Origin of the sequence: Actinosynnema sp. CS-041913 (genome assembly GCF_050942485.1) — a bacterium.
GTDB lineage: Bacteria > Actinomycetota > Actinomycetes > Mycobacteriales > Pseudonocardiaceae > Actinosynnema.
In genome coordinates this window covers 4,388,507-4,409,822 of the sequence record NZ_CP192037.1, presented here as the reverse complement: position 1 = coordinate 4,409,822, position 21,316 = coordinate 4,388,507, and the positions used below count along the sequence as shown (strand labels likewise).

Genomic DNA, 21,316 nt, shown 5'->3' with positions numbered 1-21,316 from the left:
ACAGAGGGCTCCGCCGCGGTAAATCCGGTATCTACCGCGGTAGTTCTTCCGGTTTCCGCTGGGCGGCTGCGGTGAGCTGGGCGGCCAGATTCCTGAGCGCCTGCCGCAGTTCGTCGGGATGGTTGATGGTGAAAGGCCACTCCAGGGAGGCGAGCATGTGGGCCATGCCGTCCAGCCGTTCTGCCCGTGCGTGCAGGAGAACGCCGGTGGGCTGGGCGGTGAGGGTCACCGCTGAGCGAGGCAGCCGGCGAGCGATCTCATCGAGGGGGCCATGGATCGTCACCTCGACCTGCCGGCGGTAGGGCCCCTGAGCGAGGGTCGAGGTCAGGTGGGCGACGGGGTCGAAGCCGTCGGGTGGGGTGAAGCTGTCGGCTCGGGGGGTGACGGAGGTGATGCGGTCGATGCGGAAGGTGCGCAAGCCGTCGCGGAGGTGGTCGTGGCCGACGACGTACCAGCGGCCGGTGTGGAAGACCACGCCGTAGGGGTCGATGTCGCGTTCGGTGTGTTCCCGGCGCCAGGACTGGTGGCTGATGGCGACGGTCGTGCGGGCGCGGGAGGCCAGTGCCAGCAGGACGCCGGTTCCGGGTGCCTGCCCGATTACGGCGTTGGCGGTGAAGGACAGGGTCTCCCACATGGCGGCGAGCGGTTCGCGCAGGGCGTGCGGGAGCACCCGCTCGATCTTGGCCAAGGCACCGGCACTGGCCGGCGCGGCGGTGCCCATGCCCAGACGTTCTGCCGCGAGCAGGCCGAGGACGACGGCGAGGGCCTCGTCATTGGTGAGGACCAGAGGTGGCATGCGGTAGCCGCGGGCCAGTCGATAGCCGCCGTAGCGGCCGCGTTCGGCCTCCACAGGGATGCCCAGGTCGCGTAGGTGGGCCATGTAGCGGCGCACGGTGCGGACGTCGGTGTCCAGGCGGTCGGCCGGCTCCGTCCCGGTGAGCCGGGCGTTGGACTGGAGGAGTTCCAGCAGGGTCAGCACACGGGTGAGGGGATGCGACATGGATCACTCGGCATTTCAGGGCGGATTCTGTCCTGTATGGACTTTACGCTCCCCGCAGTACCTACTTCTGGGAGATCACATGGCTACCTTCGTACTCGTTCCCGGCGCCTGGCTCGGGGCGTGGGCCTGGGAAGACACCGCCCGCGTGCTGCGGGAGCGAGGCCACACGGCGCTGCCGCTGACGCTGACGGGCCTGGCCGAGCACGCAGACCAGGGCGGACCCCGGACGGACCTGGACACGCACATCGCGGACATCACGGGATTCGTCGAGCGGAACGATCTGCGCGACGTCACGCTGGTCGCCCACAGCTACGCGGCTGCACCGGTGACCGGGGCAGCCGAACGTCTCGGCGACCGCCTGGAGCGCGTGATCTACGTGGACAGCGCCCCGTTCGCCGCAGGCATGTGCATGCTCGACCTCATGCCCCCGCAGGCAGCGGACCGGCTACGCCGGCAGGTCGACGCTTCCGGCGACGGGTGGCGGCTACCGATGCCGCCCTTCGAGGTCCTGGGCCTGTCCAGCAGCCTCGACGGGCTCGACGAGGGCCGGCGGAACGCTCTGCGCACGCGTGCCACCCCTCAGCCGTTCGGCACTTTCACCCAGCGTCTCGTCGGCCCGGCCGAGCCCGGTCCCGGTGTGGACCGTGTCCTGATCGCCTGCCGTGACTTCACGGGGCTGCTGGATGCCGGGGTGCCGATGCCGGCCTACCTGAACCAGCCGCCGTGGCGGCGCTTCGACCTGCCCACCGGGCACTGGCCGATGCTGTCCGCGCCCACCGAACTCGCCCGCGTCCTCGACAAGGCCGTCTCCTGACCGCGCCGTATTGTCGCCGTGCCTCACCGCCTCACCTGCTGGTCACGTAGCCACGGGCAGTTGCGTGCCCTGGCGGCTCCGCCCTTCCATCGGCAGGTGATTTATTCCAGTCAACACTGAAGTCATGGAATAAATTGATCAGCGGAGTGCGGTAGGTTCTGCGGCCGGGAGGGCGCGATGGCCGGAGGGTCCACACAGCCTGGCCGCGGGGTCCTGGAGAAGGCCCTCGACCTGCTCAACGCGTTCGAGGGCGCGCGGGACGGCCTCGCGCTCACCGAGCTGTCCCGCCGCAGCGGCCTGCCGCTGACCACCACCCGGCGGCTCGCGACCGAACTCGTGGCGCAGGACGTGCTGGAACGCCTCCCCGACCGCCGGTACGCCGTCGGGCGGCGGCTGTGGCAGCTCGGGCTGCTGGCCCGGGTGCAGGGCGACCTGCGGGACGTGGCGCTGCCGTTCCTCCAGGACATGTACGAGGCGACCCGTGAGAACGTGCACCTGGCGGTGCGTGACGGCCACTCGGCGCTGTACGTGGAACGGCTGCACGGCCGCGCCTCCGTGCCGCTGGTCAGCCGCGCGGGCGGCCGGCTGCCCCTGCACGCGACCGGCGTCGGCAAGGTCCTGCTGGCACACGCGCCGCCGGACGTGGTGGCGGAGGTCGTGGCGCACGCGACGAAGGCGACGCCCTACACGATCACCGAACCGGGACGGCTGCTGCGCGAGCTGGCGGAGGTGCGGCGGCGCGGGTACGCGCGGACCGTGCAGGAGATGACGCTCGGCACGTGCTCGGTGGCCGTGCCGGTGTTCGGGGCCGAGGGCGCGGTCGTGGCGTCGATCGGCGTGGTGGTGGCGACGACGAGGGAACCGATCCGGCACCTCGCTCCCCTGCGCGTGGCCGCCGGCGGCATCTCCCGCGCGCTCCGCTGACCCCGATCCCGGAACTGCCACCCGGATCCCCGCAAGACTGCCACTGAGTGGAAGACACCGCTGTTCCCGGCCCGCCCGGTGCCGCAGGCTGCTCCCATGCGCACACAGGTCGCCATCGTCGGCGCCGGTCCCGCCGGGCTGCTGCTCTCACACCTCCTCTCCCTCCGCGGCATCGAGTCGGTGGTGGTGGAGAACCGGTCACGGGAGTACGTCGAAGCCCGCATCCGGGCCGGCGTGCTGGAGCAGGACACCGTGGACCTGCTGGTGGACTCCGGGCTCGGCGACCGGCTCAAGGCGCAGGGCATGCGGCACGACGGCATCCACCTCCAGTGGCCCGGCGAGCGGCACCGGATCGACTTCCACGCCCTCACCGGCCGGTCGGTGTGGATCTACGGCCAGACCGAGGTGGTGAAGGACCTGCTCGCGGTGCGCGGCGACGCGGTGCACTTCGAGGTGTCGCGCACCGCCCTGCACGACGTGGACGGCGAACGCCCCTCGGTGTCCTTCGTGGACAGGGAAGGCGGAGCGCGGGTGGTCCACGCCGATGTCGTCGTGGGCGCGGACGGGTTCCACGGCGTCAGCCGGCCGACCATCCCCGCGCCGCTGCGCCGCACCTGGGAGCGGGACTACCCCTACGGCTGGCTGGGCATCCTGGCCGAGGTCCCGCCGTCCACCGACGAGCTGATCTACGCCTGGCACCCGCGCGGGTTCGCCATGCACAGCATGAGGTCCCCGCGGCTGAGCCGGCTCTACCTCCAGGTCGATCCCGCGGAGAGCGTCGACGCCTGGTCGGACGACCGCATCTGGGACGAGCTGCGCACCCGGCTGGGACTCGACGGGTGGACGCTCGCGGACGGCCCGATCCTGGACAAGGGCATCACGCCGATGCGGAGCTTCGTGAGCATGCCGATGCGGCACGGCAAGCTGTTCCTGGTCGGCGACGCCGCGCACATCGTGCCCCCGACCGGCGCGAAGGGCCTCAACCTGGCGGTCGCGGACGTCGCCGTGCTGACCGAGGCGCTCGGCGCGTTCTTCACCGACCGCCGTACCGACCTGCTCGACAGCTACGAGGAACGGGCGCTGCGGCGGGTCTGGCGGTGCACGCACTTCTCGTGGTGGATGACGTCGATGCTGCACACGTCCGGCGACGAGCTGGACCAGCAGTTGCAACTCGCCCAGCTTCGCTACGTCTGCTCGTCGGAGGCCGCCGCGACCAGCCTGGCCGAGAACTACGTTGGCCTCCCCCACGAGACTTCGCGTCGGGCCTGAGACCGATTGCGATGCGCCGGTGGCGGTGATCTCGGTTACCGGGATGTCCGGCACCGGCAAGTCGACCGCTCGGTTCGGTGACGCAGGTTCGGTGACACCCGCACCACCGGCGACCGGCGAAGGCCGCCCCCGGACGTGCCCGCCCGCGACTACCCGACCGGCGTCACGGTGCCGCGTCCCCCGTCCACCCGGACGCGGTCGCCGGTGCGGATGCGGGTGGTGGCGTTGCCGCAGCCGACGACGGCCGGGATGCCGAGTTCGCGGGCCACGATCGCCGCGTGGGACAGGGGCGCGCCGACGTCCGTCACGACCGCCGCCGCGCGGGGGAACAACGGCGTCCAGCCGATGTTCGTCACCGTCGTCACCAGGATCTCGCCCTCGCGCAGGGCGTCGCCGTCCTCCACCGACGCGATCACCCGCGCCACGCCCTCCACCACGCCCGCCGCGCCGGGGAAGCCCGACACCGAGTCCCCCGGCGGGGCGGCGGAGGCGTCGTACACGTCCATCCGGCGGTCCGGGTCCGCCGCCCACGAGACGGGGTCGAAGTGGCCCCGGATCACCGTCGGGTACGGCGGCAGCGCCCGGTAGCGCCGGTAGGCCTCGCGGCGGGCCGGGATGGCCGACGCCGGCCCCTCGTCGCCGTCGAGCACGGCCAGCGTTTCACCGATGGCCAGGAAGAACACGTCGTGGCCGGTGAGTTCACCCGCCCGCACCAGGAACGCGCGCAGCACGCCGAAGCCGCGCACCATCTCCGACCGGGCCCGTTCGCGGCCCCTGGTCGTCTCGGCGAGCGCGGCCAGCCTGCGCCTCAGCTTCGCCGCTCTGCCGGGGTGCGCGGCCACCAGCCGCTGCCACGCGGCGTCCCGTGCCGCCGCCTGCCGGGCCAGCAGCCGCTCCGGGTCGGGGCCGTCGGCCGCGAGCCGCCGGTCCAGCCACGCCGGGTCCTCGGCGGGCCGCGGCACGGACACCTCGAACTCGTCGGCGAACCGGTGGCCCCAGTCGCGCAGGTAGCCGGCCCGGTCGATCTCGCCGCGCCGCAGCCGGGCGAGCGCCAGCAGCGGGCCGAGGCTGGCCAGTTCGCCGGACGCCCCGTGTGCGCCGGTCAGCAGCGCGGTCGTGTCCTGCTCCCCCACCAGCCCGTGCAGTTCGCGCCGCAGTTTCGCGTGGCCGCGGAAGCTGCTCCGCGCGCCCGCGTCGTAGATCCGGATGTCGTCCCGCAGGTAGCCGTCCACATCGGACACCCACAGCGCACGCAGGTCCGCCGGCGTCGAGACCGCGGCGATGCGGGCGCGCAGCTCCTCGGCGCGGGCGGGCGCGGCGCCGATCAGGCCGCCGATGCGCTTGCCGTACTCGCGGTTCTGCCGGACGAACGGGGCCAGCGCCGCGACGGCCGCCCGCACGGTGGCGAGCCGGGACATCGGCAGCTTCGGCACCTCCACGCCGGCCGGGATGCGGCCGAACATCTCCTCGGCGAGCCGCCGCATCAACCCGCCCAGCCCCACCGCCGTGCCGACCGCCAGCGCCGCGCTGATGTTGAGGTAGAACCGGCCGCCGATGTTGCCGGTGGTGGGGTGCCCGCCGATCGGCGGCTGGGCCAGGACCTGCGCGATGGACCAGGTGGCCGGGGTCATCACGCTGGGCACGGCTTCGCCGAGGTTGGCGCACGTCCACAGGTAGTCGCCGCGCAGGCTGTCGTTCCACACCTCCGGCAGCGCGGTGATCGGCCGGGCCTGGAGGATCGCGAACCGGCCCCCGTGCAGAGCCCACTCGACGTCCACCGGGACGCCGTACAGGTCCTGGATGCGGGCGCCCAGCGCGGCCAGTCCGCGCACCTGCCGGTCGTCCAGCAGATCGCCTTCGGACCGCACGGCGCCCCGGGACACCACGTATGTGTCACCGCCGACCTCGCCGCCCACCAGCGCGTCGCCCAGGCCGGGGGCGGCGTTGACCACGGTCTCGTCGCGGGCCCCGGTGACCGGGTTCGCGGTGAACAGCACGCCGGACACGTCGGCGGGCACCAGCTCCTGCACCACCACGGCCATCGCGGCGTCGGCGATGCCGTTGCGGGCGCGGTAGTCGACGGCGCGCCCGGTCCACAGCGACGCCCAGCAGCGCTTCACCGCGTCCAGCACGTCGTCGCCGCGCACGCCGAGGAACGTGTCGTGCTGGCCCGCGAACGACAGTCCCGGCAGGTCTTCGGCGGTGGCCGACGACCGGACCGCCACCGGACCGGCGGGCAGCGCCGCGAGGATCGCGGACGCGATCTCCGCCGGCATCTCCCGCGCCGCGAACGCCGCGGGGTCGAAAGCCTCACCGCCCAGCCCCTCAAAACCTTCGGCGAACAGCCGGTAGGCGTGCGTGGTCACGTGGAAGCCGCCGGGCACGGGCAGGCCGGCCCGCACGAGCCTGGCCAGGGACGCGCCCTTGCCGCCGACCTCGGCCAGGTCGGCTCCGGGATCGTCGAGCGGCAGCACCAGCGCGCGGGCTTCCATCCGCCGATCTTGGCAGGCCCGACCTGAGAGTGTGCGGAGAATCCAGGTCAGGCCTGCCAGGAAACGGTTACAGACCGGTGGTGAACAGCAGGCGGTTGACCGTGCCGCCGGTGCCGCCGCCGCTGACCACGCCGGGCGTCGCGTTGGCGGTCAGCCAGTTGTGCACGGTCGCCGGGGACGCCTCGCCGTAGCGCGACTTGTAGAGTGCCGCGACGCCCGCGACGTGCGGGGTGGCCATGGACGTGCCGCTCATCGAGCCGCTGCCCCCGGTGCGGAGGGTGGAAATGATCGAGCTGCCGGGCGCGTAGAGGTCGACGCAGGAACCCGTGCTGGAGAACGACGAACGGGCGTCGGTGCGGTCCGAGGACGCCACGACGGACGCGGTCTCCACCTTGCGCGGCAGCCGGTCGCACGAGTTGCCGCCCGTGTTGCCCGCCGACGTGGCCAGGAAGACGCCGGAGGAGATCATGCCGCGGATCGCGGTCTCCAGGCTTGCCGTGGCCGGGTAGTTCCACGAGGTGTTGGCGACCGCCGGGCGCTGGGCGTTCTTGGCGACCCAGTCGACGGCGTTGAGCGCGGCGGTGGTCGTGGTGCCGCCGGCGCAGTTCATCATCTTCACGCCGTGCAGCCGGACGCCTTTGGCGACACCGTAGGTGTTCGACCCGATGGTGCCCGCGACGTGCGTGCCGTGGCCCTGGCAGTCGGTGTTGTCGCTGTCGATGGCGTTGTAGTCGAACGTGGCGCGACCGCCGAAGTCCGCGTGGCCGGGCGTGATGCCGGTGTCGATGATGTAGGCGTGCACGCCGGAGCCGTTCACGTTGTAGGTGAAGCTCGCGGACAGCGGCAGGTTGCGCTGGTCGACGCGGTCGATGCCCCAGGACGGCGGGTTGGTCTGGGTGATGTCGAGCGCGTCGGTGACGTGCATGTCCTGCTCGATGAGCTTGACCGACGGGTCGCGGCTGAGCTTGCGGAGCTGGGCCGGGGTGAGCTTGGCGGAGAACCCGGTGAACGCGGAGTCGTACACGTGGGTCGGGATCACGCCGGCGGTGGCGGCGACGCCCAAGCCGCGGGCCTGCCGGTCGAGCGTGACGATGTAGGTGTCCTTGATGGGCTTGGCGGTCGCGGTGGCCGCCGGGGTGACGATCCGCGCTTCGTGCGGGGACGCGGACGCGACGCCGGCGGAGAGTCCCGCCGTGGTGACGGCCGCGGCGAGCACGGCAAGGGTTGCGGTGAAAGGACGCACTGGTCGGCTCCTTCGGACAACCCGGGCCGAGCGCGCTCCGACGCAGGGTTGACGGAGCGGACATTCACTCGTCCGGGTTCAATCCAGCAGCCTGACCAGCGGTTATGCCATGGTCAACCAAGGTCGGCCGAACGGCCGCCGGTCTGCTCACGCTCGGTGGAGATAACCGGCAACTGGTAACGGCCGGGTCCGCCCGGTGGCGGTTTGGGCACCGCCAACCGGGTCAGGGCGACCCCGCACAGCACGACGGCCATGCCCGCGACGATCCGGAGGGTCAGCGGCTCGTCCAGGACGATCGCGCCGAGCGCGACGGACACCACCGGCAGCAGGTAGCCGACCGTGGCGGCGCTGGTCGCGCCCTCGTCCTCGATGATCCGGTAGTTGAGGACGAAGGTGATGCCGGTGCCGAAAATGCCGAGGACCACGACGGCGGTGATGGCGGTGGCGTTCGGGTGCGCGGGCCCGGACGCCGGCAACGCGAGCGCGCTCAGTCCGGTGGCGGTCATGAGCTGGGCGGCGGAGATCGCCATCGGGCCGCCCTTGCCGACGAGGGTGCGTCCCATGTAGGCGAACGCGACGGCGTAGCTGGCCGCCGCGCCGAGCACGGCGAGCGCGCCCCAGCTCGCGAGGCCGTGCCGCTGCCAGGGCGCGAAGATCAGCACGACGCCCGCGAACCCGAGGACGAGCCCGGCGCCACGGGCCGGCGTGAGGCCGCGCTCGGTGCGCAGGAACAGGCCGATCAGCACCGACCACAGCGGAGTGGTGGCGTTGAGGACGCCGGCGACACCGGAGTCCACGGTCTGCTCGCCGATGCCGAACAGCAGGAACGGCACGACGTTGCAGAAGAGCGCCGCGACGACCAGGTGCCCCCAGGTCGCCTGGTCGCGCGGCAGCTTCTGGCGTTGGGCGAGGGCGAGGACCAGCAGCACGGCCGCGCCCAACGCGCAGCGGATCACCGTGATCTGGGCTGGGGTGAGGCCGGTGAGTGCCAGCTTGATCCACAGGAAGCCCGAGCCCCACAACAGGGCCAGGACACCCAGCCGCACCACCGGTCTGCTCAGCACGTCCTCACGGTGCCGCAGTGGTGGCGTTAAGAAAAGTGAAGGCTTCTGGAGCTGCGTTAAGCACAGCTTCACAGTCGGCAGCGGGACGACGGCACTGGGCCTGGCTGCGTTTGCTCCTGGCCAGGGTCGAGCCGTTCAGCCGGATCGCCCGGCCTCGCCGGGACCGGGCCGGATGGGGTCGACCAGCATGTGCACGAGTTCCTCGACGCTGACGTGCCACATTTCCTTGGCCAGGTGGCCGCCGAGTTCCATCCCGGCGATGCCGTAGGCGCCGGACATCAGCAGAGCGCCGTAACGGGGGGCGTCGGCCTCGCCGACCACATCCGTGACGAGCGCCAGGAACTCGCCTGCGACGCGGTCCGCGGCCTCGACGGCGACCGGGGTGTTCGCCGGAGTGCTGAACATCAGCGCGAACAGGTGCGGCTGCCGGCGGGCGACCGCGATGAGCGCCAGAAGTCCCCCTTCAAGCCGGGCTCGCGCAGGGACGTCGAGGTTCGCGCGAAGCCGCCCCGCCTCCTCTGCCAGTGAGTTCCACGCGTTGACGGCGAGCTGGGTCAGGAGGTGGTCCTTGTTCTCGAAGTGACCGTAGGGCGCGCCGCGGGAGACTCCGGCCCGCGCGCCCACCGCGCGCAGGGTGACGGCGTCCGGGCCGCCTTCGTCAAGCAGCTCGGAAGCGGCACTGATGAGCGCTCGTCGCGTGGTCGCTGCGGTCTCCGCCCGTGTCACACAGCCCATCTTACTTGACAATGTCATCTGAGATGCGACCATGGGTCACATGACAACGTCACATGAAACCCGGGGCGGCGACGCTCGCGTGCTCTGGCTGCTCGATCGCGCAGAGATCGGTGATGTCCAGATCCGCTACGCCGCGAGCACCGACTCCCGCGACTGGGAGCTGTTCCGAAGCTGCTTCACCGATGAGGTCGAAGTCGACTTCAGCGACGGCTTCGGACAGCCCGTCACGCGCCTGGCCGCCGACGACTGGGTGCGGGGCACCGCGCCGAGGATGGAGTCCTTCCAGGCGACCCAACACATGATCACCAATCTCCGCATCAGCTTCGACGGCGAGAACCGGGCCACCTGTGTCGCCTACGTCCGAGCCAGTCACCACCTGCCCAACAGCACCGGTGACAGCGACCAAACGGTGTACGGGTACTACACGAACCACTTCGAGCGGACCCCGCACGGCTGGCGGATCGCCCGGCTCAAGCTGACCACCCTCTGGATGACCGGCAACTTCGGCATCTTCCAGACGGCCCTGACATCCGGGAACGCCACCACGCCGGCCTGAGGCAGGCCGTCCGCCGAAACGCCCTGACGAAACCCTCGAACTGGGGACACCTGACCATGGCACCACCACCCCACGCCGTTCCCGACCTCGCCGACCGCACCATCGTCGTCACCGGGACCACCTCCGGCCTCGGCCGCGCACTCGCCGCCGTGCTGACGGGGGCCGGCGCCCGGGTCCTGATGACCGCTCGTGACGCCGAGCGTGGAACGGCGGCCGTCGAGCAGGTGCGGGCGGGCATCGACGGGCCGGGCTCGGCCGAACTCGTGCTGCTCGACCTGGCCGACCTCGCCTCGGTGCACACCGCCGCCACGGACATCCGGGAACGCACCGGCGACCGGGTCGACGTACTGGTCAACAACGCCGCCGTGTCACTGGGACCGCACGAGCAGACCCGTGACCGGTTCGAACTGCAGATCGGCACCAACCACCTCGGCCCGGCCGCACTGACCTGGCTGCTCATGCCGGCGCTGCGCGCGGCCGGGCAGCCGGAACGGCCCGCGCGGGTGGTCACGACATCGAGCCTCGGGCACCGCACCGGCGGCCTCGACCTCACCGACCTGCACTGGGAGCGCCGCCGCTACTCACCGACACGCGCCTACGGGGCCTCCAAACTCGCGAACCTGCTGTTCGCCGCCGAACTCGACCGGCGACTGCGGGCCACCGGGGACTCAGTGCTCTCGGTCGCCGCCCATCCGGGACTGACGGCCTCGGAGCTGCTCAACAACGCCCTCGCCCGCAGGAACACCTGGCGCGCCCGCATGCTCGTGCTACCCGACCGGTACCTCTCCCAGCCGGTGGCCGCGGGCATCCGACCACAGCTCCTCGCCGCCACCGGACCGGTCCGCGGTGGTGACTACCTCGGCCCGACCGGCCTCTTCGAGATCCGTGGACCGGCCGGTCCCGCCCGCCGCACCGGGACCGCACGAGACCCCCGGCTCGCACGTGAGCTGTGGCAGCTCACCGCCTCCATCACCGGGATCACGCCAGACCCCTGACCCGACGCCACTTCCGTGTGGGCGGCGCTCCGACGTTGCCCTGCTGAGAAAATCCGAACGGGAGACTCGCCGAGGCAAAGCACTGCGCGTCGGCGAGTCTCCCGTTCGGCACGTCAGCGGGTGCCCACCACCCGCCATCAGGACAGGCCGTCGAACCCGCCGTCCTTGGCCTCACCGAGGAACGCGGCGATCCCGCTGCGGGTGAACGACAGGACCGGGCTGCCGTCGCCCAGTTTGCTGTCCCTCATCGCGACCCCGCCGTCCGGCAGGCAAGCCAACTCGACGCAGTTCGACTGCGACTCCGACCGGGCCGACTTGCGCCACGTCAGTGCAGGTAGCTGCATCAATCACACTTCCATTTCGTCTCGTAGTCCGACAAGCCGACGCAGAGACAGTGTCGCACTGAGCGCTACCTCACTGAGTCGCCCGGCGCGACGCAGGTAGGGCGTCGTGAACGCCTCGTCGTCGAGGAACGCGCCGGATCGGGCCATCTCGACGTGGACGACCACGGCCGGCGGCACGTCGAGGATCATGAAGGCACCGACACGGCCGAGTCGTGGCATCGACTGCGTCGGCACCACCCGGACGGTCACGTTCGGGCGTTCGGCGGCGGAGGCCAGCGCGGCGAGTTGTTCGCGGTGGATCTCGTCGTTGCCGATCAGCGCCGGTTCGCCGATGAGGGCCGTGTAGTGCACGTCGTCCCGGTCCAGGCGTTCCTGCCGACGCATCCGCGCGGCCAGCCGCGCTTCCACTTCGGTGGGCGTGACCCCGTCGTCCAGCATGAACGCGCGGGCGTAGTCGGGGGTCTGCAACAGTCCGGGCACCAGGAGCGGCGACCAGTCGGTGATGCGCTTGGCGCGGTCCTCGTAGTCCGCGAGCGTCGCCGACTCCTGCGTCATGCCGGGCGCGTTCAGCTCCCACCAGCCGGGGTCGTTGAGCGTGCGCGCCATCGTCAGCAACTGCTCGCGACGCGGGCCGCTCACGCCGTAGAGACCGAGCAGGCCCGCGACCTCGTCCGGCGCGATGTTGCGCTGGCCGGTCTCCAGCCGGGACAGGACCTGCTTGGACAGGCCGATGGAGGCGGCGGCCTGTTCCAGCGTGACCTTGGCGGTCTTGCGCAGGACGCGCAGTTCCCCACCGAGGCCCTTGGCCTTCGGACCTGGCGTTTTCCTCGGCATATGTACTCCGTCCAGGTGACACAAGTTGCCGGGTTTCCGGGAACATGTGACTGTTCTCCCGGAAAGCACCTCAGATGTCAACGGGAATCCTCCCACAGTGGCGTTGCGCCGGGCACGCGGCGCGCCGGTCGCTGTCCCGAGCCGCCCGGTGACGACACAGGAAGGACGGACACAGTGCCGAACAGTGGAAGCCGCGCGGGGGTGGCCTCGTGAGCTGGGGGACGGACGACATCGTCGCGAGCATGGCCCTGCACCCGGACGCCGACGTGGAGGTGCGGTTGCGGAGCGGTGTCGGGCGGACCGTGTTCCTGTCGATCGGCAGCCGGGTGGAGATCACCCTGCGCGACTCGCACGCGCTCGCGCTGCGCCGGGACATCGCGGCGGTGCTGGGCGACATGGAGCTGATCGACGCGGCGGACAAGGTGGCCGACGCCGCCTACGACGCCGGGGCGCAGGCGCGGCGCGCGGCGGTGCTCGCGCGGGAGCGGGCCGCGATCGCCGAACGGGGCGGGGACTCCGAGTTGGCGGAGCGGTTGCGGCAGGAGGCCGGCGCGGCGGTCGGGGCGGCCGACACCGCCCAGGCCGCGGCCGACGCGGCGGCCCAGGCGATGGACGCCGCCGAGGATGCCGCGGAGCGCATCACGCGGTTGGCCGCGGGTGCGCCGGCCGCCGCGTCCGGTATGAGCGAAGTCGTTGCGGCGCAGGGATAACGCGAACGACCGTCCTACCGCGAACCCACGGTGCACCCTGCACGGTCGTGCAGGGTGCACGGTCGTCAGCGGACGTGGACCATCAGCCGGTCCACCCCGTGCACGATCGACGCGGTGCGGAAAGTCGGCTCGTCGTCGGCGAATCGCAGGTTCGGGAACCGCCGCAGCAGGGCCGGGTAGGCCGCGCGCAGCTCCATCCGGGCCAGTTCTGCGCCCACGCAGCGGTGTGCGCCGTACCCGAACGCCAGGTGCGCGGAGACCTTGCGGGCCGCGTCGAAGTCCAGGCGTGCCAAGCCTTCGCGGTTGGCGGCGCTCAACGACACCACCACCACGTCGCCTTCCTTGATCTCCGTGCCGCCGATCTCCAGGTCGTGCTTGGCGAACCGGGGGAACGCGACCTGCACCACGCTGAGGTGCCGGAGCAGTTCCTCCACCAGCGGTCCGACGGCCTGATCGTCGTCGCGCATCGCCGTGCGCGCCGCCGGGTCGCTCATCAGCACGATCGCGCCGAGCGCCAACATGCTCGCGGTGGTGTCGAAACCGCCCGTCAGCACGCCGTCGGCGAGGCCCGCCAGCTCTTCGTCGCTCACCGCGTCGCCGTGCTCACGGATGATCATGCCGATCAGGCCGTCGCCGGGGTTGCGGCGTTCGCGTCGGACGATCTGCTCCATGTACTTCAGCGACTCGGAGATCGCGCCCAGCGCCGACGCCGCCCCGCCGAACAGGTCGAACCGCGCCGCCGCCAACTCCTGGAACCGGGCGCGGTCCGCGTAGGGCACGCCGAGCAGTTCGCAGATGGCCAGCGACGGGATGGGCAGCGCGAACTCCTTGACCAGGTCCACCGGACCGTCCGCCGCCGCCATCGCGTCCAGGCGTTCGGTGACGATCTCGTCGATGCGCGGCACCAGGCGCGACAGCCGGCGCATGGTGAACTCCGGCGTCAGCAGCTTGCGCAGCCGCGTGTGGTCGGGCGGGTCGGCGAAGCCCAGACCGCCCGGCGTCTGCTCGATCCGCCCTATGGCCGCGCCCAATCGGGCGTAATCGTTACTGAACGCCTCTGTGTCGGAAAGCACTTTTTTCGCCTCGGGCTGACCCGTGACCAACCACACCCGCACCCCGAACGGCACCGGCAGCCGGTGGACCGGACCGCTCCCCCTCATCCGCTCCAGTTCCGCGGCCGGCGTCACCCCGTCCCGCTTCAGCGGGACCAGCGCACGGTCCGGGAGCAGCGACAACGCCCGCGAACCGATCCTTCCCATGACCCACCGCGTCACCGAACGCCGTGCGACCCACGCCACCAAGCCGTCGCGCACCGACGCCAGAGTCGCCATCCCACACCCCTCTTCCCCAGGTTCGACTGACCGACGGTAACCGTACGTACGAGTGGGTGGCATCGCGCCACAGGCGGATTGACAGGCCGTGTCCCGTTGACAGACGATCGGGAATCGCGCATGACGCGGGGGAAGCCGGTCGGAATCCGGCGCTGACCCGCAACGGTAGGTCCGATATCGGACGAGCCCGAACACCCGCCGTGCGTGCACTGCTCCTGACACCGTCGAGGAACGCGGGTCGGAGCCTGGGGGAGTCGGTGACGGCTGTCCGGGGTCCGCGCTCGCCTTGCGCCCGGAAAGGCCGAACCATGCCGTTGAGACGGACCGCCCCCGTGCTCGCCGTCGCCCTGTCCGCATTCCTCGCCGCGCCCGCCGCCCTCGCCGAGCCGGCCACCTCCGCGCCCGCATCCGCTCTCGCCGAACCCGCCGACGCCGGGCCTGTCACGACGAAGCCGGTCGAGGCGGCGGCCGGGTGGCTGGCCCGCCAACTCGTCGACGGCGAGCGGTTCGAGACCGTGATCGGCCCGGACACCTTCCCCGACCAGGGGTTGACCATCGACGCGCTGCTCGCGCTCGACGCGGCCGGGGTCGCCCAGGACAACGCCGCGAAGGCGCTGGCGTGGCTGGAGAAGCCGGAGACGATCAACGCCTACGTCACCGACGAGGAAGGCTCGCAGTACGCCGGCGCGTACGCCAAGCTGGCGCTCGCGGTGCTCGCGCAGGGCAAGGACCCCGCGAACTTCGGCGGCGTCGACCTGATCGCCGGGCTCACCGCGTTGCAGGCCCCGTCGGGCCGGTTCACCGACAAGACCTCCTACCCGAGCGACTTCACCAACAACTTCAGCCAGTCCATCGCGGTGGTGGCGCTGGAGCGGCACGGCACCGCGCCCGAGGCCGCCGTCACGTTCCTGGCGGGCAGCGCGTGCCCGGACGGCGGGTTCCCGTTGCAGTTCGCGCAGGCCACCTGCACTTCCCAGGTGGACGCCACGGCGATGGCCGTGCAGGCGCTGCTGGCCGCGGGCCGCACCGCCGACGCGGCGGACGGCGTCGCCTGGCTGGCCGGTCGGCAGCTCGCCGACGGCGGGTTCCCGGACAACGGCCTGCCGGGCGACAAGGGCACGACGAGCAACGCCAACAGCACCGGGCTCGCCGCGCAGGCGTTGCGGGTCGGCGGACGGGACGACGTCGCCGACCGGGCCGTGGCGTACCTGACGAAACTCCAGGTGGGCTGTGCCGGGGCGGCGACGGGCGCGATCAACTACGACGCCGGGGACTTCCAGCCGGGCAACGCCATCCGCGCCACCTCGCAGGCGATCCTGGGGCTGACCGGCGTGAGCCTGGCCGACATCTCGTCGGCCGGCGACAAGCCCGCCGCGCCCGTGCTCGACTGCCCGGCCCCCACCACCACAACCGAACCGTCCACTTCGGACACTGATACCCCGGCCGGTTTCGCCGGGTCGGGCGGCGACGAACTGGCCCGCACCGGCGTGCCGGTCGGCCCGGCGCTGTGGCTCGGCACGCTCCTGCTGGTGGCGGGCGCGCTGGCGATGACGTTGGGGCGCAAGCGCTATGCCACGGTGAAGGAGCAGCAGCGATGATCCGCAGGCTCTTGTCGACGCTGGCCGTGCTGGCCGCCACGGGCGGCGCGCTGGTGGCGGTCACCCCCGCCGCGCAGGCGGCGGCGTGTCCGGGCACGAGCGGCGTCACGGTGGTGGTCGACTTCACCGCGCTGGGCGGGACCGTGCAGACCGCGTGCGCGCCGGGTGATCCGGCCACCGGCCTGGCGGCGCTCACCGGGGCCGGGTTCGGCTATGCCTTCGTGCCGCGCCGGCCGGGCTTCGTGTGCCGGATCAACGCGCTGCCCGACCCGTGCAACGGCGCTCCGGTGACGGCCTACTGGTCGTACTGGCACGCGCAGCCCGGCGGCGCCTGGACCTACAGCACGTCCGGCGCGGCCGGCCACGACCCCGCGCCGGGCAGTGTCGAGGGCTGGGCGTTCGGCGCGGGTCAGGCGCCTGCCACCGCGCCGTGAGGGCGCGTGCGCTGCTGATCGCGGTCGGTCTGCTGGTGGCGGGCGCTCCGGCGCCCGCCTCGGCGGCGGCCGACTGCGCCGGCGTGACGGTGGTGGTGGACTTCCGCGCGTTGGGCGGCGAGGTGCGGACCGGCTGCGCGGCCGGTGACCCGGGCAGCGGTCTGGCGGCGTTGAGCGGCGCGGGGTTCGGCTACCGGATGGCCCAGCGGTTCGCCGGGTTCGTCTGCCGGATCGACAACGTGCCGGAGAGCGATCCGTGCGTCAACGCCTCCCCCACCGACGCCTACTGGTCGTACTGGCACGCGCGGCCCGGCGGGTCGTGGGTGTACAGCGATGTCGGTGCGGCGGGCCGTGATCCGGCTCCCGGCGCGGTCGAGGGCTGGGCGTTCGGGGCGGGCGGGCAACCCGGTGTCGCGCCGCCTGCCCCTGCTCCGGCACGTCCCGAACCCACGCACGCCCCGCCGCCGCAGCCCACCGGCCAACCCGGTCAGCCCGGACTGCCCGGTCAGCCCGATCGGCAAGGCCAACCTGTTCAACCCGGCCGGTCGGGCGAGCCCGCACCGCAGACCGGTGCGACGACACAGCCGGGCAGTGCGGAGCCGACCCCGGACCGGGCCGGGGCGACTACCGCCACGGCGGAGTCGGCCGGCACGCAGTCGGCCGCACCCGCCGACATCACGACGTTGGCCACCGGGGAACAGCCCGGCGGCGAGGTCGGGCTGCTGGTGGGTCTCGCGGTGATCGCCCTGTTGGGCGCGCTGGGCTGGTGGACGGTGCGCAGGCGCCGTCAGGCGGGGTCGTGAGCCGGGCGCTGCACCCGGGCGCGTGGTGGCTGTGGGCGCTGGCGTTGGCGGCGGTGGCCAGCCGCACCACGAACCCGCTGATGCTCGGCCTGGTGATCGCGGTCGCCGGGTTCGTGGCCGTGTCGTGCCGGCAGGACACCCCGTGGGCGAGTTCCTACGGGGTGTTCTTCAAGTTCGGGCTCGTCGTGATCGGCGTCCGGGTCGTGTTCCACGTCCTGCTGGGCGGTGTCGGCGGGACGACGGTGCTGTTCGCGCTGCCCGAGGTGCCGTTGCCGGCGTGGACGCGCGGTATCCGGCTGGGTGGCCCGGTCACCGCCGAAGGGCTGGTTTTCGCGGTGTGCCAAGGACTCCAGCTCGCGACCCTGCTGTGCTGCGTCGGCGCGGCGAACGCCCTGGCCAACGCCAAGCGGCTGCTGCGGTCGCTGCCGGCCGCCCTGTACGAGGTCAGTGTGGCGGTGGTCGTGGCGATGACGGTCGCGCCGCAGCTCGTGGCGGGTGCGCGGTCGGTGCGTCGGGCGCGGGCGTTGCGGGGCGAGGCGGTGCGCGGGGTCCGGGCGGTGAAGGTGTTGTTGGTGCCGGTGCTGGAGGACGCGTTCGAACGGTCCCTGGTGCTGGCGGCGGCGATGGACTCGCGCGGCTACGGGCGCAACGCCGGGCTGCCGACGTCGACCCGCGTGCTCACCGGGACGCTGGTGCTGGGCGGCCTGATCGGGCTGTGCGTCGGCGTGTACGGGCTGCTCGACGGCAGCGCGCCGCCGGTGGTGGGCGCGCCGATGCTGGTGCTCGGCTCGGCGCTGGCCGTCGCCGGGCTGTGGACGGGGTCGCGGCGGGTGCGGCGCAGCCGGTACCGGCCCGACGTGTGGGGCCTCCGCGAGGCGCTGGCCGTCGGGTCCGGGCTGGTCGCGGCGCTCGGGACGTACCTGGCGCCGGCGGGCCTGGGCGGCGCGGCGCTGACGCCGGGCACCGTGCCGCTGGAAGTGCCCCAACTGCCGCTGCTGCCCGCGATCGGCCTGCTGTGCGCGGTCGTGCCGGTGCTGACCGCCGAACGGAAGAGGACATGATCCGGTTCGAGAACGTCTCCGTCACCTACCCGGACGCACCCGGCCCGGCACTGTCCGAAGTGGACCTCCACGTGCCGGAAGGCGAGCTGTGCCTGGTGGTCGGCCGCACCGGGTCGGGCAAGTCGACGCTGCTGCGCGCGGTGAACGGCCTCGTGCCGCACTTCACCGGCGGCACGCTCACCGGACGGGTGCTGGTGGACGGCCGCGACACCCGCACCCACCCGCCACGCGAACTGGCCGACGTGGTGGGCATGGTGGCGCAGGACCCGCAGGCCGGTTTCGTCACCGACTCGGTGGAGGACGAGCTGGCGTACTCGATGGAGTCGCTGGGCCTGCCGAACCCGGTGATGCGCAAACGCGTCGAGGAGACCTTGGACCTGCTGGGCCTGGCGGACCTGCGGCGCCGTCCACTCGCGACCCTGTCCGGCGGCCAGCAGCAACGGGTGGCCGTCGGCGCGGCGCTCACCGCCCACCCCCGCGTGCTCGTGCTGGACGAGCCGACGTCCGCGCTCGACCCCGGCGCGGCGGAGGACGTGCTGGCCGCGCTGCACCGCCTGGTGCACGACCTGGGCATGACGGTGCTGATCGCCGAACACCGGCTGGAACGGGTCGCCCAGTACGCGGACCGGGCGGTGTGGCTGCCCGGCGACGCGAAACCCGTCGCCGGCGACCCGGGCGAGGTGCTGGCGGACGCCCCCGTCGCACCGCCCGTGGTGCGGCTGGGCCAACTCGCCGGCTGGTCGCCGATCCCGGTGTCCATCCGCGACGCCCGCCGCCTTGCCGGACCGTTGCGCGAGCGGTTGACCTCCGCCGACGACAGTGCGCGGAACGACGTGGCTGCACCCGTGGCCGACGGCCGGCCTCGAACCGGTCTGCCACCTGCGGCGGAGTCAGTCCGGTCGGCCGCGCGATCCACGGTGTTGCGTGCCAACGGCTTGCGCGTCCGGTACGGCGCGGTGGAGGCGTTGCGCGGCGTCGACCTCACCGTCGGCGCGGGCGAGCGGGTGGCTGTGATGGGGCGCAACGGATCGGGCAAGTCCAGTCTGCTGTGGGCGTTGCAGGGCACCGGAAAGCGGTCCGCCGGCGAGGTGGCCGTCGACGGCGTCGACCCGGCGGGCCTCAAACCCGGCCCACGCCGCCGGGCGATCGGCCTCGTCCCGCAACAGCCCGCCGACCTGCTCTACCTGCACACCGTGCGCGGCGAGTGCGACCAGTCCGACCGCGAATCCGGCAAACCCCGAGGCACCTGCCGCGCACTCCTGGACCGCCTGACCCCGGGCATCCCGGACGACCGGCACCCACGCGACCTGTCCGAAGGCCAACGCCTGGCGCTGGCACTGGCCGTGGCCCTCACCCCACAGCCCCGCGCGGTCCTGCTGGACGAACCGACCCGAGGCCTGGACTACCCCGCCAAGACCCGCCTCGCCGAAGCCCTCCGCACCCTCGCCGACGACGGGCACGCGATCCTCCTCGCCACCCACGACGTGGAGTTCGTCGCCGAATACGCCACCCGCGTGGTCGTGCTGGCCGAAGGCGACACCGTCGCCGACGGCCCCACCGCCGAAGTCGTCACCGCCTCACCCACGTTCTCCCCGCAAGTGGCCAAGGTCCTCGCGCCGCTCCCCTGGCTCACCGTCGCCGACGTCGCAACCACCCTGGCCACCCGATGACCGCCCCCGTCCGCATCCGACCACGCGCCACCATCGCCCTCGCCGTCTCCGGCACGATCGGCGTGGCCGCGTTCGGCTGGCCGCTGCTGGTCACCCCGGACGCGGGCATCGCGCACGGCACGGACGCTCCCTGGACGTTCGCGCTGCTCCTGCCGCTCGTGCTCGCCGTGGTGCTGGCCGAGATCAGCGAACGCGGCATGGACGCCAAAGCGGTGGCCATGCTCGGTGTCCTGTCGGCGCTGGGCGCGGCGATCCGCCCGCTGGGCGCGGGCACGGCCGGCATCGAGACGGTGTTCTTCCTGCTGGTGCTGGGCGGCCGGGTGTTCGGACCGGGGTTCGGGTTCGTGCTCGGCAACACGATGCTGTTCGCGTCCGCGCTGCTCACCGGCGGCGTCGGGCCGTGGCTGCCGTACCAGATGCTCGGCGCGGCCTGGGTCGCGCTCGGCGCAGGGCTGCTGCCGCCGCTGAAGGGACGGGCGGAACTCGTCCTGCTCGCCGTCTACAGCGCGGTCGCGTCACTGGTCTACGGGCTGCTGCTCAACCTGTCGTTCTGGCCGTTCGCGTTGAGCGCGGGCAGCACCGCGCTGTCGTTCCAACCGGGCGGGCCGATCACCGACAACCTCATCCGGCTGGTCGCGTTCAGCCTCGCCACCTCCCTCGGCTGGGACATCGGCCGCGCCGTCACCACCACCATCCTGGTGCTGGTCACCGGTCCCGTGCTGCTGCGCACCCTGCGCCGCGCGGCCCGCCGGGCGGCGTTCGACTACGGCCGGGGCAAATAGGCGGCGACCTCGGCCAACGCATCCAGGACCGCCGCGTCCACGACACCCGAGACGGTCTCCGCCTCGGCGACCACGACCGTGTCGCCGTCCCGGTCCGAGCCGTAGTTGCGGCCGGTGAACGTGATGTCACCCAAGTCCAGCAGCGCACCGCCCAACGGCCGCACGTCACCACTGCCGTGCACGTCGATCAGCGACTTGAACCCCGCGGCATCACCACGGCCCGCGAACCCCACCCACACCACGGAGACGACCGCCGAGTTCCCCGCGGCGTCCCCCACCGCGAACAGCATCCGATCCATCGAGGAACACCGGTTGGCCTCGAAGTACTCCCGCACCCGCCCGAACGACGACACCACGCACTCGGCCGCCTGCTTCGGGGTCTTCCTCAACCCCCGCATACCGAACCGCCGCCACGCGCCCTCGGCGTCGCCACGCTTGGCCGCCTTCTGCCCGTCCGCTTTACGCGCGGACACACTCTGACCGCCCGCACCCCCGCCGCCCGCACCCCCGAGCCCGCCCACGCCGCCGGCGTTGACCGCCGTCAACGCGATCACCCCGGCCAGCACCAGAGTCCCCGCCGCGCTCCCCTTGCGCGACCCCTTGCTGCTGCCACCACCCGCGCCGCCGATACGACGCCCACCCGAACCCGCCATAGCC

Annotated in this window: 21 protein-coding genes and 1 riboswitch; of the genes, 12 read left to right on the top strand and 9 right to left on the bottom strand. The window is 72.5% G+C overall.

All coding sequences use genetic code 11. The features are described from left to right. Positions 1-31: 31 nt before the first annotated feature. Positions 32-1,000, bottom strand: a complete 969-nt coding sequence (locus tag ACQPZF_RS20475; protein ID WP_433273975.1) for a helix-turn-helix transcriptional regulator — start codon at positions 998-1,000, stop codon at positions 32-34. Between the two features lie 79 nt (positions 1,001-1,079). Here ACQPZF_RS20475 and ACQPZF_RS20470 point away from each other — a divergent pair, with 79 nt between their 5' ends. From ACQPZF_RS20470 to ACQPZF_RS20460, 3 genes are all read left to right on the top strand, one after another. Then, a complete protein-coding gene (locus ACQPZF_RS20470) occupies positions 1,080-1,814 on the top strand; it encodes an alpha/beta fold hydrolase (protein ID WP_433273973.1) in 735 nt (244 codons plus the stop codon). A gap of 177 nt (positions 1,815-1,991) precedes the next feature. Beyond that, positions 1,992-2,738, top strand: a complete 747-nt coding sequence (locus tag ACQPZF_RS20465; protein ID WP_433273971.1) for an IclR family transcriptional regulator — start codon at positions 1,992-1,994, stop codon at positions 2,736-2,738. 96 nt (positions 2,739-2,834) lie between these two features. Beyond that, positions 2,835-4,007: a 4-hydroxybenzoate 3-monooxygenase gene (locus ACQPZF_RS20460; RefSeq protein ID WP_433273969.1), complete on the top strand. Its 1,173-nt coding sequence runs from the start codon at positions 2,835-2,837 to the stop codon at positions 4,005-4,007. A gap of 149 nt (positions 4,008-4,156) precedes the next feature. Here ACQPZF_RS20460 and ACQPZF_RS20455 read toward each other — a convergent pair whose 3' ends face one another. The 4 genes from ACQPZF_RS20455 to ACQPZF_RS20440 all read right to left on the bottom strand — a co-directional run bounded on the left by ACQPZF_RS20455 (position 4,157) and on the right by ACQPZF_RS20440 (position 9,541). Then, positions 4,157-6,499: a PEP/pyruvate-binding domain-containing protein gene (locus ACQPZF_RS20455; RefSeq protein WP_433273967.1), complete on the bottom strand. Its 2,343-nt coding sequence runs from the start codon at positions 6,497-6,499 to the stop codon at positions 4,157-4,159. A 67-nt stretch (positions 6,500-6,566) separates the two neighbouring features. Then, the gene (locus tag ACQPZF_RS20450; RefSeq protein ID WP_433273965.1) at positions 6,567-7,742 is read right to left on the bottom strand and encodes a S8 family peptidase; all 1,176 of its coding nucleotides are present in this window, start codon (positions 7,740-7,742) and stop codon (positions 6,567-6,569) included. Between the two features lie 113 nt (positions 7,743-7,855). After that, positions 7,856-8,806: a DMT family transporter gene (locus ACQPZF_RS20445; protein WP_433273963.1), complete on the bottom strand. Its 951-nt coding sequence runs from the start codon at positions 8,804-8,806 to the stop codon at positions 7,856-7,858. 135 nt (positions 8,807-8,941) lie between these two features. Beyond that, positions 8,942-9,541, bottom strand: coding sequence for a TetR/AcrR family transcriptional regulator (locus ACQPZF_RS20440; protein ID WP_433274634.1), 600 nt, complete (start codon positions 9,539-9,541; stop codon positions 8,942-8,944). Between the two features lie 40 nt (positions 9,542-9,581). On the opposite strand from ACQPZF_RS20440, the gene ACQPZF_RS20435 reads away from it, so the two are divergent. Beyond that, positions 9,582-10,097, top strand: coding sequence for a nuclear transport factor 2 family protein (locus ACQPZF_RS20435; RefSeq protein ID WP_433273961.1), 516 nt, complete (start codon positions 9,582-9,584; stop codon positions 10,095-10,097). 56 nt (positions 10,098-10,153) lie between these two features. After that, entirely contained in the window at positions 10,154-11,092 is a 939-nt protein-coding gene (locus ACQPZF_RS20430) for an SDR family NAD(P)-dependent oxidoreductase (protein ID WP_433273959.1), read from the top strand. A gap of 137 nt (positions 11,093-11,229) precedes the next feature. Here ACQPZF_RS20430 and ACQPZF_RS20425 read toward each other — a convergent pair whose 3' ends face one another. Continuing rightward, a complete protein-coding gene (locus tag ACQPZF_RS20425) occupies positions 11,230-11,436 on the bottom strand; it encodes a DUF397 domain-containing protein (RefSeq protein ID WP_433273957.1) in 207 nt (68 codons plus the stop codon). 3 nt (positions 11,437-11,439) lie between these two features. After that, positions 11,440-12,270, bottom strand: a complete 831-nt coding sequence (locus ACQPZF_RS20420; RefSeq protein ID WP_433273955.1) for a helix-turn-helix domain-containing protein — start codon at positions 12,268-12,270, stop codon at positions 11,440-11,442. 209 nt (positions 12,271-12,479) lie between these two features. Between ACQPZF_RS20420 and ACQPZF_RS20415 the strand changes: the two genes are divergently transcribed. Continuing rightward, positions 12,480-12,980, top strand: a complete 501-nt coding sequence (locus ACQPZF_RS20415; protein ID WP_433273953.1) for a hypothetical protein — start codon at positions 12,480-12,482, stop codon at positions 12,978-12,980. A 65-nt stretch (positions 12,981-13,045) separates the two neighbouring features. Here the strand turns inward: ACQPZF_RS20415 and ACQPZF_RS20410 are convergent, their stop codons facing one another. Then, on the bottom strand, positions 13,046-14,311 hold the full coding sequence (locus tag ACQPZF_RS20410) for a cytochrome P450 (RefSeq protein WP_433273951.1): 1,266 nt from the start codon (positions 14,309-14,311) through the stop codon (positions 13,046-13,048). An 87-nt stretch (positions 14,312-14,398) separates the two neighbouring features. Further along, positions 14,399-14,528, top strand: a riboswitch (cobalamin riboswitch). A gap of 91 nt (positions 14,529-14,619) precedes the next feature. On the opposite strand from ACQPZF_RS20410, the gene ACQPZF_RS20405 reads away from it, so the two are divergent. The 6 genes from ACQPZF_RS20405 to ACQPZF_RS20380 are packed head-to-tail and all read left to right on the top strand — an operon-like array spanning position 14,620 to position 20,659. After that, positions 14,620-15,909 (top strand): peptidase, encoded by a 1,290-nt coding sequence (locus tag ACQPZF_RS20405; RefSeq protein ID WP_433273949.1) that lies wholly within the window; start codon positions 14,620-14,622, stop codon positions 15,907-15,909. Next, a complete protein-coding gene (locus tag ACQPZF_RS20400) occupies positions 15,906-16,343 on the top strand; it encodes a hypothetical protein (protein ID WP_433273947.1) in 438 nt (145 codons plus the stop codon). Before ACQPZF_RS20405 ends, ACQPZF_RS20400 begins: the two co-directional genes overlap by 4 nt. Then, the gene (locus ACQPZF_RS20395) at positions 16,340-17,146 is read left to right on the top strand and encodes a hypothetical protein (protein ID WP_433273945.1); all 807 of its coding nucleotides are present in this window, start codon (positions 16,340-16,342) and stop codon (positions 17,144-17,146) included. The genes ACQPZF_RS20400 and ACQPZF_RS20395 overlap by 4 nt, the downstream gene beginning before the upstream one ends. Next, positions 17,143-18,207 carry a CbiQ family ECF transporter T component gene (locus tag ACQPZF_RS20390; protein ID WP_433273943.1) on the top strand — a complete coding sequence of 355 codons (1,065 nt, stop codon included), beginning with the start codon at positions 17,143-17,145 and terminating at the stop codon, positions 18,205-18,207. Before ACQPZF_RS20395 ends, ACQPZF_RS20390 begins: the two co-directional genes overlap by 4 nt. After that, positions 18,204-19,877 (top strand): ABC transporter ATP-binding protein, encoded by a 1,674-nt coding sequence (locus ACQPZF_RS20385; protein ID WP_433273941.1) that lies wholly within the window; start codon positions 18,204-18,206, stop codon positions 19,875-19,877. Before ACQPZF_RS20390 ends, ACQPZF_RS20385 begins: the two co-directional genes overlap by 4 nt. Next, positions 19,874-20,659 carry an ECF transporter S component gene (locus tag ACQPZF_RS20380; RefSeq protein ID WP_433273939.1) on the top strand — a complete coding sequence of 262 codons (786 nt, stop codon included), beginning with the start codon at positions 19,874-19,876 and terminating at the stop codon, positions 20,657-20,659. Before ACQPZF_RS20385 ends, ACQPZF_RS20380 begins: the two co-directional genes overlap by 4 nt. Here the strand turns inward: ACQPZF_RS20380 and ACQPZF_RS20375 are convergent. Beyond that, positions 20,641-21,312 carry a hypothetical protein gene (locus tag ACQPZF_RS20375; RefSeq protein ID WP_433273937.1) on the bottom strand — a complete coding sequence of 224 codons (672 nt, stop codon included), beginning with the start codon at positions 21,310-21,312 and terminating at the stop codon, positions 20,641-20,643. The genes ACQPZF_RS20380 and ACQPZF_RS20375 overlap by 19 nt on opposite strands. Between the last annotated feature and the right edge of the window lie 4 nt (positions 21,313-21,316).

Coding starts and splice junctions, on each gene's coding strand:
- ACQPZF_RS20475 (WP_433273975.1), bottom strand. CDS start 1,000: ATGTCGCATCCCCTCACCCGTGTGCTGACCCTGCTGGAACTCCTCCAG.
- ACQPZF_RS20465 (WP_433273971.1), top strand. CDS start 1,992: ATGGCCGGAGGGTCCACACAGCCTGGCCGCGGGGTCCTGGAGAAGGCC.
- ACQPZF_RS20400 (WP_433273947.1), top strand. CDS start 15,906: ATGATCCGCAGGCTCTTGTCGACGCTGGCCGTGCTGGCCGCCACGGGC.
- ACQPZF_RS20430 (WP_433273959.1), top strand. CDS start 10,154: ATGGCACCACCACCCCACGCCGTTCCCGACCTCGCCGACCGCACCATC.
- ACQPZF_RS20455 (WP_433273967.1), bottom strand. CDS start 6,499: ATGGAAGCCCGCGCGCTGGTGCTGCCGCTCGACGATCCCGGAGCCGAC.
- ACQPZF_RS20380 (WP_433273939.1), top strand. CDS start 19,874: ATGACCGCCCCCGTCCGCATCCGACCACGCGCCACCATCGCCCTCGCC.
- ACQPZF_RS20405 (WP_433273949.1), top strand. CDS start 14,620: ATGCCGTTGAGACGGACCGCCCCCGTGCTCGCCGTCGCCCTGTCCGCA.
- ACQPZF_RS20410 (WP_433273951.1), bottom strand. CDS start 14,311: ATGGCGACTCTGGCGTCGGTGCGCGACGGCTTGGTGGCGTGGGTCGCA.
- ACQPZF_RS20440 (WP_433274634.1), bottom strand. CDS start 9,541: ATGGGCTGTGTGACACGGGCGGAGACCGCAGCGACCACGCGACGAGCG.
- ACQPZF_RS20420 (WP_433273955.1), bottom strand. CDS start 12,270: ATGCCGAGGAAAACGCCAGGTCCGAAGGCCAAGGGCCTCGGTGGGGAA.
- ACQPZF_RS20435 (WP_433273961.1), top strand. CDS start 9,582: ATGACAACGTCACATGAAACCCGGGGCGGCGACGCTCGCGTGCTCTGG.
- ACQPZF_RS20470 (WP_433273973.1), top strand. CDS start 1,080: ATGGCTACCTTCGTACTCGTTCCCGGCGCCTGGCTCGGGGCGTGGGCC.
- ACQPZF_RS20425 (WP_433273957.1), bottom strand. CDS start 11,436: ATGCAGCTACCTGCACTGACGTGGCGCAAGTCGGCCCGGTCGGAGTCG.
- ACQPZF_RS20375 (WP_433273937.1), bottom strand. CDS start 21,312: ATGGCGGGTTCGGGTGGGCGTCGTATCGGCGGCGCGGGTGGTGGCAGC.
- ACQPZF_RS20385 (WP_433273941.1), top strand. CDS start 18,204: ATGATCCGGTTCGAGAACGTCTCCGTCACCTACCCGGACGCACCCGGC.
- ACQPZF_RS20460 (WP_433273969.1), top strand. CDS start 2,835: ATGCGCACACAGGTCGCCATCGTCGGCGCCGGTCCCGCCGGGCTGCTG.